The organism is Streptomyces sp. NPDC001941, from assembly GCF_040296945.1.
GTDB lineage: Bacteria > Actinomycetota > Actinomycetes > Streptomycetales > Streptomycetaceae > Streptomyces.
Genome location: NZ_JBEOYE010000018.1, coordinates 1 through 15769, shown reverse-complemented (window position 1 = coordinate 15769; position 15769 = coordinate 1). Strand labels below are relative to the sequence as shown.

Annotated in this window: 15 protein-coding genes; 8 read left to right on the top strand and 7 right to left on the bottom strand. The window is 73.2% G+C overall.

The genetic code is table 11. The features are described 5' to 3' along the window. The first annotated feature begins 231 nt into the window (after positions 1-231). On the top strand, positions 232-2334 hold the full coding sequence (locus tag ABT160_RS15210) for a PIG-L family deacetylase (protein ID WP_351647626.1): 2103 nt from the start codon (positions 232-234) through the stop codon (positions 2332-2334). Between the two features lie 86 nt (positions 2335-2420). Next, positions 2421-2852 (top strand): VOC family protein, encoded by a 432-nt coding sequence (locus ABT160_RS15205; RefSeq protein WP_351647624.1) that lies wholly within the window; start codon positions 2421-2423, stop codon positions 2850-2852. 22 nt (positions 2853-2874) lie between these two features. Here ABT160_RS15205 and glnA2 read toward each other — a convergent pair whose 3' ends face one another. Beyond that, entirely contained in the window at positions 2875-4236 is a 1362-nt protein-coding gene (gene glnA2 / locus ABT160_RS15200; protein ID WP_351647622.1) for a gamma-glutamylpolyamine synthetase GlnA2, read from the bottom strand. Between the two features lie 252 nt (positions 4237-4488). On the opposite strand from glnA2, the gene ABT160_RS15195 reads away from it, so the two are divergent. The 3 genes from ABT160_RS15195 to ABT160_RS15185 all read left to right on the top strand — a co-directional run bounded on the left by ABT160_RS15195 (position 4489) and on the right by ABT160_RS15185 (position 6204). Next, entirely contained in the window at positions 4489-4854 is a 366-nt protein-coding gene (locus ABT160_RS15195; RefSeq protein ID WP_351647620.1) for a hypothetical protein, read from the top strand. A gap of 67 nt (positions 4855-4921) precedes the next feature. Further along, entirely contained in the window at positions 4922-5575 is a 654-nt protein-coding gene (locus ABT160_RS15190) for a thioredoxin-like domain-containing protein (protein ID WP_351647618.1), read from the top strand. A 2-nt stretch (positions 5576-5577) separates the two neighbouring features. Continuing rightward, positions 5578-6204, top strand: a complete 627-nt coding sequence (locus ABT160_RS15185) for a DUF305 domain-containing protein (protein WP_351647616.1) — start codon at positions 5578-5580, stop codon at positions 6202-6204. Here ABT160_RS15185 and ABT160_RS15180 read toward each other — a convergent pair. Continuing rightward, positions 6173-6649 carry a DUF5990 family protein gene (locus tag ABT160_RS15180; protein WP_351647615.1) on the bottom strand — a complete coding sequence of 159 codons (477 nt, stop codon included), beginning with the start codon at positions 6647-6649 and terminating at the stop codon, positions 6173-6175. The two genes, ABT160_RS15185 and ABT160_RS15180, sit on opposite strands and share 32 nt — an antisense overlap. A gap of 80 nt (positions 6650-6729) precedes the next feature. On the opposite strand from ABT160_RS15180, the gene ABT160_RS15175 reads away from it, so the two are divergent. Next, positions 6730-7146 (top strand): CBS domain-containing protein, encoded by a 417-nt coding sequence (locus tag ABT160_RS15175; RefSeq protein WP_351647613.1) that lies wholly within the window; start codon positions 6730-6732, stop codon positions 7144-7146. A 188-nt stretch (positions 7147-7334) separates the two neighbouring features. Here the strand turns inward: ABT160_RS15175 and ABT160_RS15170 are convergent, their stop codons facing one another. Genes ABT160_RS15170 through gadC form a run of 3 tightly spaced genes read right to left on the bottom strand, consistent with a single transcriptional unit; the run spans position 7335 to position 10419 of the window. Further along, positions 7335-8198, bottom strand: a complete 864-nt coding sequence (locus ABT160_RS15170) for an alpha/beta fold hydrolase (protein ID WP_351647611.1) — start codon at positions 8196-8198, stop codon at positions 7335-7337. A 53-nt stretch (positions 8199-8251) separates the two neighbouring features. Continuing rightward, positions 8252-8929 carry a DUF998 domain-containing protein gene (locus ABT160_RS15165; RefSeq protein ID WP_351647609.1) on the bottom strand — a complete coding sequence of 226 codons (678 nt, stop codon included), beginning with the start codon at positions 8927-8929 and terminating at the stop codon, positions 8252-8254. Positions 8930-8976: 47 nt separating this feature from the next. Further along, positions 8977-10419 (bottom strand): glutamate/gamma-aminobutyrate antiporter GadC, encoded by a 1443-nt coding sequence (gene gadC / locus ABT160_RS15160; RefSeq protein ID WP_351647607.1) that lies wholly within the window; start codon positions 10417-10419, stop codon positions 8977-8979. Between the two features lie 281 nt (positions 10420-10700). On the opposite strand from gadC, the gene ABT160_RS15155 reads away from it, so the two are divergent. Next, on the top strand, positions 10701-11564 hold the full coding sequence (locus ABT160_RS15155) for a DUF4190 domain-containing protein (RefSeq protein WP_351647605.1): 864 nt from the start codon (positions 10701-10703) through the stop codon (positions 11562-11564). 162 nt (positions 11565-11726) lie between these two features. Continuing rightward, the gene (locus tag ABT160_RS15150) at positions 11727-13484 is read left to right on the top strand and encodes an NAD+ synthase (protein WP_351647603.1); all 1758 of its coding nucleotides are present in this window, start codon (positions 11727-11729) and stop codon (positions 13482-13484) included. A 48-nt stretch (positions 13485-13532) separates the two neighbouring features. On the opposite strand, the gene ABT160_RS15145 is transcribed toward ABT160_RS15150, so the two are convergent. Next, positions 13533-14561 (bottom strand): endonuclease/exonuclease/phosphatase family protein, encoded by a 1029-nt coding sequence (locus ABT160_RS15145; RefSeq protein ID WP_351647601.1) that lies wholly within the window; start codon positions 14559-14561, stop codon positions 13533-13535. Between the two features lie 349 nt (positions 14562-14910). Further along, a complete protein-coding gene (locus ABT160_RS15140; RefSeq protein ID WP_502984232.1) occupies positions 14911-15681 on the bottom strand; it encodes a TetR/AcrR family transcriptional regulator in 771 nt (256 codons plus the stop codon). Positions 15682-15769: the final 88 nt, after the last annotated feature.

Here is a 15769-nt window from a genome sequence, read left to right as displayed (position 1 = left end):
GCCGGGCGGGCGCCCCACTCCCGCGACGTCACCGGACTGCCTCGGGGCCCCGGACTCCTGCGGCATCACCGGCGGCGCGGGGCGCGGGGTGCGGGGTGCGGGGCGGAACCCGGACACCCCGTGACATGCCCCACGTTCCTCGTGGTTCTCCGCCGATGAACCGTATTCCTTGAATTCCCGTCTTACCTGCCGCCCTGCTCCACCCGCCCCACCGGAAGCCCGCGCCCGCCCATGCCTTCCCGCACGCCCCGCGCCGACCGCACGCCCCGCACCTTCCGCCCCCGCCGCGCCGTCGCCGCGCTGGCCGGGGCCGCCACCCTCGCCGCCGGATTCCTGGGCGGTGCCCTGTGGCTGACGTCCGACACCTCGGACGCCTCCGACGTGCCCAGCAAGGGCGTCCCGGTGGAGCGGGCGGCGCAGCCGGTGCGCACCGGCGGCACCTCGGTGCTCCAGATCGTCGCCCACCCCGACGACGACCTGTACTTCATGAACCCGGACACCCTGCAGTCGGTGCGCTCGGGCAACAGCCTGACCGGCGTCTACCTGACGGCGGGCGAGTCGGACGGCGTCAACGCCCGCAAGCAGGACCCCCGGCCCCGCCCGAACAAGGCGAACTACGCGGAGGCCCGGCAGAACGGCATCCGCGCCGCGTACGCCGAGATGGCCACCGGCAACCGCACCAGCCCCTGGGACCGCGTCTCCATACCCACCGCCGGCGGCGGCACGGCCGAGCTGGACACCCTGCGCGCACAGCCCCGGATCAGCCTGGTGTGGATCCAGCTGAAGGAGGCGGGCAGCATCAGCGGCGACCGGCCGAACAGCCTGCACGGGCTGTGGGACGGCCGGGTGGGCTCGCTCCGCTCCCAGCTGGCCGCCGGGTCGCCGGTGCGCCGCGACTTCTCGTACACCAAGCAGCAGCTGGTGGACACGGTCGAGGGGCTGCTCCAGCGGTTCCGGCCGACGTTCGTGCGGATGCAGGACCCGACGCCGGGCTTCGTGGAGAAGCCGGGCAGGGCCCCGAAGCTGTCGGACCACCAGGACCACATGTACGGGGCGCGCTTCGCCCAGGCCGCCCTCGCCCGGTACGCGGCGGCCAAGGGCCACGCGCCGTTCGGCGTGCAGAACTACCTGGGCTACTTCACCAGCGGGCTGCCGCGCACCCTGGACCCGGCCTCCTCGGCGGAGAAGCTGGGGTTCCTGAAGACGTACGCGTGGATGGACCACGGCGACTACTGCCGGGACCAGGCGGGCTGCGGCGACCGTAAGGTGGCGGCGAACCCGGCCGGGCACAACTGGGCGCACTCGGTGCGCTACACCCGCTCCAACTCCACCAGCTGGGTGCAGCCGGGCGGCGACGGCGGCCTGTGGGCCTTCTCGGTGCTCGACGGGCGGCTCGCGGTGTGGCACAAGGCCCGGGCGGCGAAGGAGTGGGGCGCGCCCCGGCTGCTCGCGGGCGACGGGATCGACAGCGGGGTGACCTCGCTGCGGCTGCCCGACGGGCGGATCGCGGTCTTCGGCACCCGTACGGACCTGGACGGCGGCTACCACCGCGAGGTCGTCGCCACCGTGCAGCGCGCGCCCGGCGGCGGCTTCGGCCCGTGGCGCTCGCTGGGCACGCCGGAGCGCGACGACGCCTCCGGTACGTCGGACATCAGCGCCCCGGCCGTGCTCGCCGACAAGGCCGGCCGGGTCACGGTCTACCTGCGCGACTCCGCGCACCGGCTGAGCGCGTCCACGGGCGAGCCGGACGGGAACTGGGCGCCCTGGCGGCGCCTCGACGGCCCGGACGTGCACGGCGACCCGGTCGCCGCGACGGACGCCAAGGGCCGCGGGTACGTCTTCGCGGCCACCGCGCGATCGGTGGTGGCCTGGGCGCAGCAGGCGCCGGACGCCCCGCTGTCGGGCCCGGTGCGCACCGGGCTCCCGGCGACCACGCTGGCGCTGAGCGCGGCGGCGGACGGCGACGGGGTGCGGCTGTGGTTCCGCCGCCCGGTGTCGGGCGACGCGCAGTCGGCGCGGTTCTCCGGCTCGGCGACCCCGGCCGTGGTGGTGCCCGCGGGGCGGGCGCCGGGCGGCAGGTCCGGGGCGGCCCCGTCCCTGGTGTCGACGGTGCCCGGGGCGGGCGGCTACGGCCCGGTGAGCGCCGCCCCCCAGGGCGTGCTGGCGCTGCGCTCACGCACCGGCGGCCTGGCCACGGCCCCGCTGGACGGCGCGGCGGCCCCGCGCTGGACGACCGGGAACCGGCTCTTCTCGGGCGCCCCGGCGGGCGTGCCGCAGGGGGTGGCGGCGGTGGGCCTGGACGGCCGGCTGCTCTGGCTGCCCCGGCACGGCTGACGGAACCACGACGTCCGGGGGCGCGGACGGCCGGGAACCGCGACAATCGACGGGTCGCGTTTCCGCCAGGCCCCAGGAGGCAGCCCGTGGAATGGACCGTCGAAGTGGTCGTGGTCCCCGTCAGTGACGTGGACCGGGCCAAGGAGTTCTACGCCGACAAGCTCGGCTTCAAGGTCGACCTCGACCAGGAGGTGGCGCCGGGCGTACGGATCGTCCAGATCACGCCGCCCGGCTCCCGCTGCTCGCTGGTCCTCCAGACGGGCCTGGTCCCGGCGCAGGGCGCCGGGACGATGGCTCCGGGCACCCTGCACGGCGTACAGCTCTGCGTCACGGACATCGAGGCGGCCCACGCCGAACTGACCACCCGCGGCGTCGCGGTGGGCCCGGTCCAGCACGTGGGCCCGCAGGGCTGGCAGGAGGGCAAGGGGGAGACCTGGAACTCCTTCATGTCCCTGACCGACCCGGACGGCAACACCCTCACCGTCCAGGAAGCCCCGGCCCCCCTCTCGGAACGCTGACCCCTGCTGACCGCTACAGCAGCTACAGCACCGGCAGGTTCTTCCGCAGTTCGAAGGCGGTGACCTCGGAGCGGTACTCCTCCCATTCCTGCTTCTTGTTGCGCAGGAAGAAGTCGAAGACGTGCTCGCCCAGGGTCTCGGCGACCAGTTCGCTCTTCTCCATCAGGGCGATGGCCTCGCCGAGGTTCTGGGGGAGCGGTTCGATGCCCATCGCGCGGCGTTCGGCGTCGGAGAGGGCCCAGACGTCGTCGTCGGCGCCGGCCGGGAGTTCGTAGCCCTCCTCGATGCCCTTCAGGCCGGCCGCCAGGAGGACCGCGTACGTCAGGTACGGGTTGGCGCCGGAGTCGATGGAGCGGACCTCGATGCGCGAGGAGCCCATCTTGCCGGGCTTGTACATCGGGACGCGGATCAGGGCCGAGCGGTTGTTGTGGCCCCAGCAGATGTACGAGGGGGCCTCGCCGCCCGCGCCGGCCGCGCGGGTCGAGCCGCCCCAGATGCGCTTGTAGGAGTTGACCCACTGGTTGGTGACGGCCGCGGTCTCCGCCGCGTGCCGCAGCAGGCCCGCGATGAAGGAGCGGCCGACCTTGGAGAGCTGGTACTCGGCACCGGACTCGTAGAAGGCGTTGCGGTCGCCCTCGAAGAGGGAGAGGTGGGTGTGCATGCCCGAACCCGGGTACTCCGAGAACGGCTTGGGCATGAAGGTCGCCTGCACGCCCTGCTCCAGCGCGACCTGCTTCATGACCAGGCGGAAGGTCATGATGTTGTCCGCCGTGGAGAGCGCGTCGGCGTAGCGCAGGTCGATCTCCTGCTGGCCCGGGGCGCCCTCGTGGTGGCTGAACTCCACGGAGATGCCCATGGATTCGAGCATGGTGATGGCCTGGCGGCGGAAGTCCATGCCGACGTTCTGCGGAGTGTGGTCGAAGTAGCCGGAGTTGTCGGCCGGGACGGGCTTGGAGCCGTCCAGCGGCTTGTCCTTCAGCAGGAAGAACTCGATCTCCGGGTGGGTGTAGAAGGTGAAGCCCAGGTCGGAGGTCTTGGCCAGGATGCGCTTGAGGACGAAGCGCGGGTCGGCGAAGGACGGCGAGCCGTCGGGCATCAGGATGTCGCAGAACATCCGGGCGGTGCCGGGGGCCTCGGCGCGCCAGGGCAGGATCTGGAAGGTGCCGGGGTCCGGCTTGGCGATCATGTCGGACTCGTAGACCCGGGCGAAGCCCTCGATGGCCGAGCCGTCGAAGCCGATGCCCTCGTCGAAGGCCTGCTCCAGCTCGGCGGGGGCGACGGCGACCGACTTCAGGAAGCCGAGCACGTCGGTGAACCACAGGCGCACGAAGCGGATGTCGCGCTCCTCGAGCGTGCGGAGCACGAATTCCTGCTGCTTGTCCATGTCTACGTTCCCTACCCATCCTTGCTGGTCAGGCCACCTGCTCCCACCCCCGGGCGCACCGGGGGGCACAGAAGCATCCCACCACACGGTTTCGTGCACGTTGCGAACCCCCTCATTGTGGCCCGGGGGCCCGGAAGCGTCCCCTGTGGGACGCGGCTCCTTGCTCCGGCCCGGGGAGCCGGACACCCCGCCGGACACCCCACCCGAGACCCCCTAGGAGACCGCCCCTCCCGCGCACTACGATCGGGCGCCATGGGGGGCCTGCGGCTCAAGCGCACCAGCAGCACCGTGCGTCCCACGGCCGGGGTGACCGCCGTGGCGACGCTGCTCGCCGCGCTCGTCATCTGCCTGGCCCCCGGCTCCGCGCACCACCCCGGGCGGGCCGTCGCCGCCCCGGCGAGCGGCACCCAGTTCAGCTGTCCCGACGACCGGGGCGACTGCGGGCTCTTCCCGTGCCTGACCCCGGCCGTGCTCTCCGCCCCGCCGCTGGACGCCCCGCTCCAGGCGGACGGGCCCTCCCGGCTCACGACGGCGCCGCCGCCCTGCGTGCTCCGCGCCCGCGGCGACGCCCGGCCCCGCGCCCCCGACCTCCACGTCCTCCAGGTCCTGCGGACCTAGCCGCGATCACGGGATCACCTCAAGCGACACGGCAGACCTCGAAGACAACAGGACAGGGACCATCGACATGGCCGCCAGCAGGAACGCCTCCTCCACCGACCGCCGGGCCCGAATAGAGCAGATGCGCCGCGCCGAACAGGCCCGTGAGCGGCGCAACCGGATCCTCACCCTCTCGATCAGCGCGGTGGTCGTCGCCGGGCTCGTGGGGTTCGGCGTGGTGGTGCTGAACAAGGAGTCGGACAAGAAGGAGCAGAAGGAGAACGCGGCCGCCGCGCCCGTCAAGGACGAGAAGTCCTGGGACGCCAAGAAGCTGGGCCGCAACCACGTCACCAAGACCGTCAGCTACCCGATGAAGCCCCCGGTCGGCGGTGACCACAACCAGGTGTGGATGAACTGCGACGGCGTCGTCTACAAGAAGGCGGTGCCGGACATGAACGCCGTGCACTCCCTGGAGCACGGCGCCGTCTGGGTGACGTACAACGACAAGGCCCCGCAGGCGGACGTGGCGAAGCTGGGCGAGAAGGTCGCCAAGACGCCGTACTCGCTGATGAGCCCGGTCAAGGACCAGGCCGGCGCGATCATGCTGTCCGCCTGGGGCAAGCAGGTGACCGTCGACGGCGCGGACGACCCGCGGGTGGACCAGTTCTTCACCAAGTACGTGAAGGGCCCGCAGACCCCCGAGCCGGGCGCCGCCTGCACCGGTGGGCTGGGCGAGCAGTGAGGGTGGACCGCGCGCAGTGGGCCGCGATCACCGCGGTCGTGCTCGCGCTGCTGTTCGCCGCGGCGGCCGCCGTGGCCACCGCGGGTGACGGCGGGCGGGACACCGGCCCGCACGCCCCGGCGACGGACTCGGCGGACGCCGGGTTCGCCCGGGACATGTCCGACCACCACCAGCAGGCCGTGGAGATGTCGTTCGTCGTGCGCGAGCGCACCACCGACGAGGAGGTGCGCCGGCTGGCGTACGACATCGCCAACACCCAGGCCAACCAGCGCGGCATGATGCAGGGCTGGCTGGAGATGTGGGGGCTGCCCAAGGTCTCCATGGACCAGAAGCCCATGGAGTGGATGGGGATGCCCGTCGACGACCCCGAGGGCCGGATGCCGGGCATGGCGAGCCGGGCCGAGATGGAGCGGCTGCGCGGGGCGAGCGGCAGGCAGGCCGAGGTGCTCTACCTGCAGCTGATGACCGAGCACCACAAGGGCGGGGTGCACATGGCCGAGGGCTGTGTGCGCCAGTGCGAGCCGGGCGTCGAGCGCGACCTGGCGCAGGGCATGGTCACCGCCCAGCAGTCGGAGATCGGGCTGATGGCCGACCTGCTCAAGGCGCGGGGCGCGGCTCCGCGCCGCTGACGCCGTTAACGCCGTTAACGCCGTTGACGGGGAACGCCGTCCACTCGGGCCTGACCGTCGCGCACAGGGGCATGCCCCGCGCGTCGGTCAGGCCCAGGCTGGTCCGGGCCGCGCCCGCGAGGACGAGTGCGCGCGGCACGTCGGCGAGGAACAGCTTGGCCCTGCGGAACATCGCGAAGCCGCCGCCGGCCGGGCGTTCGCCCCAGGTCAGGTAGACGAAGCGGGCGCCGCGCCGGCCCTGGACGTACGGGCCGCGGAAGTCCAGGGACCCGTCGGGCAGCTCCACCACCTCCACCGGGACGTCGAACACGGCGCGCGCCGCGTCCCCCGGCACCAGTTGCTCCGGCTCCCGGCCGCGCTGGGTGCCCACGTGGACGTCGCGGTGCTCCCCGCACACCAGGCCGGGCAGGTCGTGCCCGAGGATCCGCAGGTCAAGACGGTCCACGCCGCTCCTCCTCGCACCAGGTTCACCCGGACGGCCCACACCCGGTCGCCTGGGCCATTCGGCTCATCGACGCTGGGTCCATGACCACAGCCAAAGACATCATGCACCCGGGGGCGACCTGGATCCCCGCGCACGAGACCCTGGACCGGGCCGCGCAGCTGATGCGCGAGCTGAACGTCGGCGCGCTGCCCATCGCGGACGCCGACGAACGCCTGTGCGGCATCCTCACCGACCGCGACATCGTGGTGGGCTGCGTGGCGATGGGCCACGACCCGGCGAAGGTGACCGCGGGCGACATGGCCAAGGGCACCCCGCGCTGGATCGACGCGGAGGCGGGGGTGGACGCGGTGCTGGCCGAGATGCAGGGCCACCAGATCCGCCGGCTCCCGGTGATCGAGGACAAGCGACTGGTCGGCATGATCTCGGAGGCGGACCTGGGCCGCCATCTCAGCGACGAGCAGATCAAGGCGTGGGTGGAGCAGGTGTACGCGGACTGACGCGTCCCGGCAGCGCACGGCGGACCCGTACGGGGACAAGGACCCGCAGCACTGTGGCCCGGCACCACGATGGACCCGCAGCACTGTGGCCCGGCACCATGACAGGCCCGCAGCACTGTGGCCCCGCACAACGACAGGCCCGCAGCACTGTGGCCCGGCACCACGACGGGCCCGCGCCACAGCGGACCTCACCCCTGCTCAAGCACCGCCGCCGCCACCGCCTCCGGGCGGTCCAGCATCACCATGTGGCCCGACGGTTCGGCCGCCTCGTAGCGGGCGCCGAGCCGCCGGGCCAGTTCCTGCTGGCGCTCCGCCCAGCGGCGGGAGCCGCAGGGCGCGGCGAGCACGGTGACCGGGAGCCCCTCGGGCAGCGGGAAGCGCTCGCGCAGGGCGAGCAGTTCGGCGGCGACGGCCCGGTAGTGGGTGTTCTCCAGGACCGCCCCGGCGAACACCCGCGAGGTGGCGTAGCAGCGGCGCACGAGGGCGGCCGGGGCCGGGTCGCCGCCGGCCGCCCGGGTCAGCCGGACGGCGCCGCGCCGGGCCGCCGGGCCGAGCGCGGCCGGGGCGCCGAGCGCGCTGAGCGAGACCGCGAAGGCCCGGGCGAGGGCGGTGCGCACGGCGGGGGCGACGGGCACCCGCGCGTGCTCCTCGACCGAGGAGTCGACGAGGACGACGCCCCGGGTACGGGCCGGGTGGAGCCGGGCGAAGGCCTCGGCGTGGAACCCGGCGATGGAGTGGCCGACCACGGTGGCCTTGTCGTACAGGCCCAGCGCGTCCAGGACCCCGGCGATGCGGTGCGCCTCCCCGCTGGCGCTGGGGGCGACCGCGGCGGGCGCGGAGAGTCCGTGTCCCGGGCGGTCGAAGCGGACGACCGTGCGGTGCGGGGCGAGCAGCGGCACGACGGGGTCCCAGTCGAACCAGCTCATGGCCAGGCCCGCGCTGAGCACCACGACGGGGCCGCGGCCCTCGGCCAGCACGTGGTGGGCGGTGCCCCCGACCCGTACGAACGCCTCGGTCCCGCCGCCCGCCCCTGCTCCTGCAGTCGTCGTCATCGCGTCTCCCCCGCCGTCCGTGTCCGTCGTCCGTGTCCCCCGCGTACGTACGCTCAACGACGCTCCCTCGCCGCGCGTGCCACGGACACCGCGAGGACCGCGAGCCACCCCGCGACCAGCAGGACCTGCAGGCGCTGCCCGGCGCCGAGCGACCAGGTGCCGCGGCCCGCCTGGAAGGCGGCGACGGCGGCCAGGGTCCAGGCGGTGGCGAGGAGTTCGAGGACGACGAGGGCGGGGCCGGTACGGGCCAGCGGGGGCCACCAGCCGTAGCGGCGGGCGGCGACGGTGAGGGCGACGATGCCGACGAGGGCGCCGGTGATGGCGAGGCTGGAGCTGACCGCGTGGGCGGTGTGGGTGGCGGGGACGAGGCCCGCCGTCTCGCGGGCCGCGCACTCGGGGTCGACGGTGGGCTTGCAGCTCAGCGGCAGCCGGGAGTCGGCGGCGGTGGCGGCGCCGAACAGGGCCAGGCCCGCCCAGCCCGCCACCGACCAGGGCCGGCGGTCCAGGACGGCCAGGGCCCAGACGGCCCCGGCGAGCACCAGGAGCCCGGCGGCCAGGTCGGTGGCGCGGAACAGGCCGCCCAGGGGCTGGTCGGCGGCGGCCAGCTCGGAGACGTACGTCTGGACGGGGTCGAGTCCGGTGCCGGCCACGACTTCGAGCACCCAGGCGGTGTAGGCGAGGGCGCCGAGGGCGGTCAGGAGGGCGACGGGACGGGCACCGGTTCTGGACATAGTGGGATCAATCCTAGAAGAGGCGCACCCGGGGGGGGCGGCGGTCGTCACTGGTGGTCGGGGTGGACCCAGCCGGGCTTGCGGAACCTCAGGAACGCCACCGGGATGGCGACGCCGAGGACCAGCAGCCCGCCGCCGACCACCAGCAGGTAGCGCCAGAGCGGCTGGCCGTCGAACTGGTCCGGCGGGACGAAGCCGATGAAGAGGGCGAGCACCGAGGCGACGAAGCCGACCCCGGCCACCAGGGTGACGGCGGGGACGGTGAAGCCGCGCTCGACGTGCGGCTGGGACTTCCGCAGGCGGACGACGGCGACGAACATCAGCAGGTAGGCGATCAGGTAGATCTGGATCGTGATCACCGAGAACATCCAGTACGAGCTGGAGACGTCGGAGCTGAAGGCGTACAGGACGCCGATCAGGGTGGTCAGGACGCCCTGGACGACCATGATGTTCTGCGGGACGCCGTGCTTGTTGAACCGCTGGAGGAACGGCGGCAGGTAGCCCTCCTGGCGGGCGAGCAGGACCAGGCCCTTGGCGGGACCCGCCAGCCAGGTGAGCATGCCGCCGAGCGCGGCCATGACGAGCATGATGCCGACGACCTTGGTCATCCAGCCGATGTGGAAGTGGTCGAAGAAGGCCTGGAAGGCCTGCATCAGTCCGGCGGTCAGGCTGAGTTCGGACGACGGCATGACCCAGCTGATGGCCAGGGCCGGGAGGACGAAGATCAGCAGCACCAGGCCGGTGGCCAGGAAGACCGAGCGGGGGTACTCGCCGCGCGGGTCGCGCAGGGACGAGACGTGGACGCCGTTCATCTCCATGCCCGCGTACGACAGGAAGTTGTTGACGATCAGCACCAGGCTGGCCAGGCCGGTCCACGGCGGCAGCCAGTGGCCCGCGCCCATGGGGGCGGCCGAGGGGTTGCCCTCGCCGAGGAAGACCAGGCCGAGGACGACCAGCAGCACGCCGGGGACCAGGGTGCCGATGACCAGGCCGAGGGAGGAGAGCCCGGCGACGGTCCTGGTGCCGCGCGAGGAGATCCAGACACCGGTCCAGTAGATGACGACGATGACGATCGCGACGTAGGGGCCGCTCTCGGCCAGCCGGGGGTTGATGACGTACGCGAAGGTCGAGGCGACGTACGCCAGGAGGCTGGGGTAGTACGCGATCGTCATGGCGAACTGGCACCAGACGGCGAGGAAGCCCAGCGGCTTGCCGAGCGCCTCGCTGACCCACCGGTAGATGCCGCCGGACCAGCCGGAGGCCAGCTCCGCGCCGACCAGGGCGGTGGGCAGCAGGAAGACGACGGCGGGCAGCAGGTAGAGGAAGACCGCCGCGAGGCCGTAGATGGCCATGGTGGGCGAGGGCCGCAGGCTGGCCACGGACGCGGTGGTCATCAGGGCGAGCGTCACCCAGGAGATGAACTGCCGCTTGGTCCCGCCGTCGGCGCCCTGCCCGCGCGGCGCGCCCGCGGGCTCGTCGGTGGTCGTCATGCGCCCATGATCGGCGCGGTCCCCCGGACCCGCACGTCGGCGCAGCGACCGCCCCCCGGCCCCGGCCGGGCCCCCACCATGATCACGATCTGCGCACAAAATCCCTGGTGTCCCCACAACCCCCTGACCTACCTTCTTGATCACCGGGGGCGCTCTGACATGGGAATACGGGTCCGCGCACTACCCCATACGACCCGCGGTGCCCGTCAGTCAAAGGTAAAAGCCGCTTAAAGATCCTGTTATCTTCCTCGGACTTCCGCTCTTCCCGATAAGGACCACGCATGACCACGCCGCCGAACCCGCCCCAGGACCAGTCCCCCTGGAGCCCGCCCCCGGCCGGGGCCCCCGCCGCGACCGGCGCCCCGATGGCCCCGCCGCTGCCGCCCTTCCCGGGCGGGCAGCCGGCGCCCAGCAACGGCCTGGGCACCACGGCCCTCGTCCTGGGCATCGTCGGCCTGGTCTTCGCCATCATCCCGGTGACCTTCTGGCTCGGCGGCTTCCTCGGCCTGCTGTCGCTGATATTCGGCATCGTCGGCCTGGGCCGTACGAAGAAGGGCCTGGCCACCAACAAGGGCGCGGCCGTCACCGGTGTGGTGCTCGGCGTCCTGTCGATGGTGGTCGCCCTGGTGTGGACCGCGCTGATCGCCTTCGCGGTCAAGGAGGCGGGCGGCGAGATCAACAAGGCCATCGAGGAGTCCCGCAAGGAGGCGGCCGAGGCCGCGGCCGGTGACACCGCCGCCGACGCGGACCCGCTGGCGCTGGGCGAGACGCAGGCGTACGAGGACGGCGTCACGGTCACGGTGGCGAAGCCGCAGGCCTACCAGCCCGACCAGTTCGCCGTCGGCCACGCCAAGGGCAACAAGGCCTTCAAGGTGAAGGTCACCATCGTCAACGGCGGCAAGAAGGCCCTGGACATCGGCACCGCGCTGCCCGAGGCCGTCGACGCCAAGGGCACGAAGGCCGAGATGGTCTTCGACGGCAAGAACAGCACCGGCCCGTTCACCGGCAAGGTGCTGCCGGGCAAGCAGGCCACCGGCGACTTCGTGTTCTCGCTCCCGGCCGCCGCGGCGGGCAGCATGCAGATCACGCTGGGCCCGAACGTCCTGGAGTACGACGACGCGATCTGGACCGGCCCGACCAAGTAGGACCGGCCACCGGACTCCACCGGCCGGCACCGAGGGCGCGTACGGAACTCCCGTACGCGCCTTCGGCGTTCACGGGCACCGCGAGGCGCCCGCGGGGCGTCCACGGGGGACGCGCGAGGGGCACCCAGGACATAGCGTCCATCTGACGATTACACTGCCGCCGTGCCTCAACTACGCCTCGCTCTGAATCAGATCGACTCGACCGTCGGCGACCTCGCCGGGAACGCCGAGGCGATCGTCCACTGGACCCGGCACTCCGCCGAACAGGGCGCGCACCTCGTCGCGTTCCCCGAGATGGCGCTGACCGGCTACCCCGTCGAGGACCTGGCCCTGCGCGGCTCCTTCGTCGAGGCGTCCCGGGACGCCCTGCGCGCGCTGGCCGTCCGGCTCGCCGACGAGGGCCTGGGCGAACTGCCCGTCGTCGTCGGCTACCTGGACCGCAGCGCCACCGCCCGGCCCGCGTACGGCCGGCCCGCCGGGGCCCCGCAGAACGCCGCCGCGGTGCTGCACCGCGGCGGTGTCGCCCTCAGCTTCGCCAAGCACCACCTGCCCAACTACGGCGTCTTCGACGAGTTCCGCTACTTCGTGCCCGGCGACACCCTGCCCGTGGTGCGGGTGCACGGCGTGGACGTGGCGCTCGCCATCTGCGAGGACCTCTGGCAGGACGGCGGACGGGTGCCGGCCGCCCGCACCGCAGGCGCCGGGCTGCTGGTCTCCGTCAACGCCTCGCCGTACGAGCGGGACAAGGACGACACCCGGCTCGACCTGGTGCGCCGCAGGGCCCGGGAGGCCGGGTGCACCCTGGCGTACCTGGCGATGATCGGCGGGCAGGACGAGCTGGTCTTCGACGGCGACTCCATCGTCGTCTCCGGCGAGGGCGACGTCATCGCGCGGGCCCCGCAGTTCGCGGAGGGCAGCATGCTGCTCGACCTGGAGCTGCCCGCCGCGGCGGACGACGCGCCCGAGGGCGTGGTGGACGACGGGCTGCGGATCGACCGGGTGGTGCTCTCCGCCGAGCCGCTCGCGCCCTACGAGCCGGAGCTGACGGGCGGCCACGCGGACCGCCTCGACGACGACGAGGAGGTGTACTCCGCCCTGGTCGTGGGGCTGCGCGCGTACGCCGCCAAGAACGGCTTCCGCTCGGTGCTGGTCGGCCTGTCCGGCGGCATCGACTCGGCCCTGGTCGCCGCGATCGCCTGCGACGCGCTGGGCGCGGCCCATGTGCACGGCGTCTCCATGCCGTCCCGCTACAGCTCGGAGCACTCCCGCGCCGACGCGGCCGAACTGGCGCGGCGCACCGGGCTGGACTTCCGTACCGTACCGATCGGGCCGATGTTCGACGCGTACACCGGCGCCCTGGAGCTGGCGGGCCTGGCGGAGGAGAACCTCCAGGCGCGGCTGCGCGGCACCCTGCTGATGGCGCTGTCCAACCAGGAGGGCCACATCGTCCTCGCGCCGGGCAACAAGTCCGAGCTGGCGGTGGGCTATTCGACGCTCTACGGCGACGCGGTCGGCGCGTACGGGGTGATCAAGGACGTCTACAAGTCGACGGTCTTCCGGCTGGCCCGCTGGCGCAACCGGGCCGCCGAGGAGCGCGGCCAGACCCCGCCGATCCCGGAGAACTCGATCAGCAAGCCGCCCAGCGCCGAGCTGCGCCCGGGCCAGGTCGACACCGACTCGCTGCCCGACTACGAGGTGCTGGACCGGATCCTGGAGCTGTACGTGGACCGGGACCGCGGCAAGGACGAGATCGTGGCGGCGGGCTTCGACGAGGAACTGGTGGTGCGCACGCTGCGGATGGTGGACGCCGCCGAGTTCAAGCGCCGCCAGTACCCGCCGGGCACCAAGATCTCCGCGAAGGGCTTCGGCAAGGACCGCCGCCTGCCGGTCACCAACCGCTGGCGCGAGCAGGGCAGTTGACGCCGCATCCGACCTGACGGCCGACCGGGCGGACGGCCCGGGGCGCGGTCAGACCTGGAGGCGGGCGGCGAGCGGCAGGTGGTCGCTGCCCGTCTTCTCCATGGTCCAGGACGACTTGGGCTCGATGCCCCGGACCATGATCTGGTCGATCCTGGCCATCGGGAAGGCGGCCGGCCAGCTGAAGCCGAAGCCGTTGCCCGCCGCGCCCTGGGTGGAGCGCATCTGCGAGGTGACGTTGTTCAGCGCCCGGTCGTTCATGGTGCCGTTGAGGTCGCCGAGCAGGACGACCTTGCCCACCGGGTCCGCGGCGATCGCGTCGCCGAGCGCGTCCGCGCTCTCGTCGCGCTGGCTGGCGGTGAACCCGGCGTTGAGCTTCACCCGCACCGAGGGCATGTGCGCCACGTAGACGGAGACGTCACCGGCCGGGGTGGCCACGGTGGAGCGCATCGCCCGGGTCCAGCCGAGGCGGATGTCGACCGGCGTGGTGCCCCGCAGCGGGTACTTGCTCCACAGGCCCACCGTGCCCTGCACGCTGTGGTACTTGAACGAGCCGGCCAGCGCCTTCTCGTACACCGGCACCATGTCGGCCTTCAGCTCCTCCAGCGCGAGCACGTCCACGCCGGAGGCGGCGAGCTTGCCCGCGGTGCCCGCCGGGTCGGGGTTGTCGGCGTTGACGTTGTGCGTGGCGACCGTCAGGTTGCCGCCCGCGGAGGACTTGTCGGTGACCAGGCCGCCGAACTGGTTGACCCACACCACCGCCGGGAGCAGCACCGCGATCAGCGCCGTGGCCGACCTGCGCACCAGCGCGAGCGCGAGGATCACCGGGACCAGCAGGCCGAACCAGGGCAGGAACGTCTCGATCAGACTGCCCAGGTTCCCCACCTTGTTGGGGATCTGCGCGTGGAAGAGCATCACCAGCGCGAGGACCAGCGCGCACCCGGCGAGGACCAGGCCGCGGCGCCAGATGCCGCGGTCGCCGCGCCAGCGGCCGAACACCTCCCGGATGCGGGATCCGGAACCCTGCGCCGTCGCGGCGTCGTTCCCGTGTCCCGTGTCCGTCATGTCCATCCGCGCCATCACGCCGTCCTCAACTCTGCCTTGCCGTGCTCGCCACCGCCCCGACGTCGACATTAGGCGATCAGAGGACGGCCGTACTGCCACGAGGACGACACAGCGGCGCGGCGGGTTCCTGAACGGGGCGTGGACGGCGTCGCTGTGACAAAACGCGCACATCATCGCCGACCGGCGGGAGGGCGTGTGCGGCGGGATGCCGAGGGGGCGTACGGGCACGGCGCTTCGGGTCGCGGGTGCGTACGGACCGCGGGTCGGTACGGACCGCGGGTGCGTACGGGTCGCGGGTGCGTACGGGTCGCGGGTGCGTAAGGCCGCCGCTTCCGGTCCGCTCGGTCGCGCGGGCCGCACCCCGTCAGTCGCGCGGGCGGACCCCCGCGAGCACCGAGTCGACGATCCGCTCCGGCAGGTCCTCCTCGATCGGGCCGACCGGCCGGATCACCGTGCGCACCAGCATGGGGCCGGTGAAGAGGTCGTTGACCAGCTCGATGTCGACGTCGCCGCGGATCTCCCCGGTCTCGACGCCGCGCCGCAGGACGTCCAGGGAGAGCTTGCGGCGCGGCTCGATGACGGTGCGGTGGTACGCGTCCCAGAGCGTCGGGTAGCTCTGCATCTGCGCGAACACGTTGTGCAGCAGCGCCGAGGAGCGCTTGGCCAGGCCGCGCCGGCGCAGCGCCTGGAGGAGCACGATCAGGTCCTCGCGCACCGAGGTGCCCGGCAGCGGCGGCTCGGTGGGCTCGATCGAGCGCAGCAGGTCCACGAACAGGGCCTCCTTGCCGGGCCAGCGCCGGTAGATGGTGGCCTTGCCGACCCCGGCGGTGCGGGCGATGCGCTCGATGGAGACGTCGGCGAGCGGGACGCCCTCCTCCAGGAGCTTGATCGCGCCCTCCAGGATCGCCTGCTCGACCGCCTCGCTGCGGGGGCGGCCGCGCCGCGGCGGGCCGGTGTCGGCGGCCTGGGCGGGGACGGCCGCGCCGTCAGCGGGGACGGCCGGGCCCCCGGCGGGCCGGGCCGGGCCGGAGCGGGTGGCCGCGTGGCCCCGGCCGCCCTCGCCGCGCCGTCCGCGTCCGGGCGGTCCGCCCGCGCGTCCGGACGGCCGGCTGTCGTGTCGCTCCTCGCGGGACACTGTCGTACCCACCTCTCACCGTCGGTTCGGCCCGGCGCCGCCGTGCCCCGTGTGGTCGGCCCGCCGCCCTCCCGCCGCCGGGAGGGCG

Coding starts and splice junctions, on each gene's coding strand:
- ABT160_RS15210 (WP_351647626.1), top strand. CDS start 232: ATGCCTTCCCGCACGCCCCGCGCCGACCGCACGCCCCGCACCTTCCGC.
- glnA2 (WP_351647622.1), bottom strand. CDS start 4,236: ATGGACAAGCAGCAGGAATTCGTGCTCCGCACGCTCGAGGAGCGCGAC.
- ABT160_RS15195 (WP_351647620.1), top strand. CDS start 4,489: ATGGGGGGCCTGCGGCTCAAGCGCACCAGCAGCACCGTGCGTCCCACG.
- ABT160_RS15190 (WP_351647618.1), top strand. CDS start 4,922: ATGGCCGCCAGCAGGAACGCCTCCTCCACCGACCGCCGGGCCCGAATA.
- ABT160_RS15175 (WP_351647613.1), top strand. CDS start 6,730: ATGACCACAGCCAAAGACATCATGCACCCGGGGGCGACCTGGATCCCC.
- ABT160_RS15170 (WP_351647611.1), bottom strand. CDS start 8,198: ATGACGACGACTGCAGGAGCAGGGGCGGGCGGCGGGACCGAGGCGTTC.
- ABT160_RS15165 (WP_351647609.1), bottom strand. CDS start 8,929: ATGTCCAGAACCGGTGCCCGTCCCGTCGCCCTCCTGACCGCCCTCGGC.
- gadC (WP_351647607.1), bottom strand. CDS start 10,419: ATGACGACCACCGACGAGCCCGCGGGCGCGCCGCGCGGGCAGGGCGCC.
- ABT160_RS15155 (WP_351647605.1), top strand. CDS start 10,701: ATGACCACGCCGCCGAACCCGCCCCAGGACCAGTCCCCCTGGAGCCCG.
- ABT160_RS15145 (WP_351647601.1), bottom strand. CDS start 14,561: ATGGCGCGGATGGACATGACGGACACGGGACACGGGAACGACGCCGCG.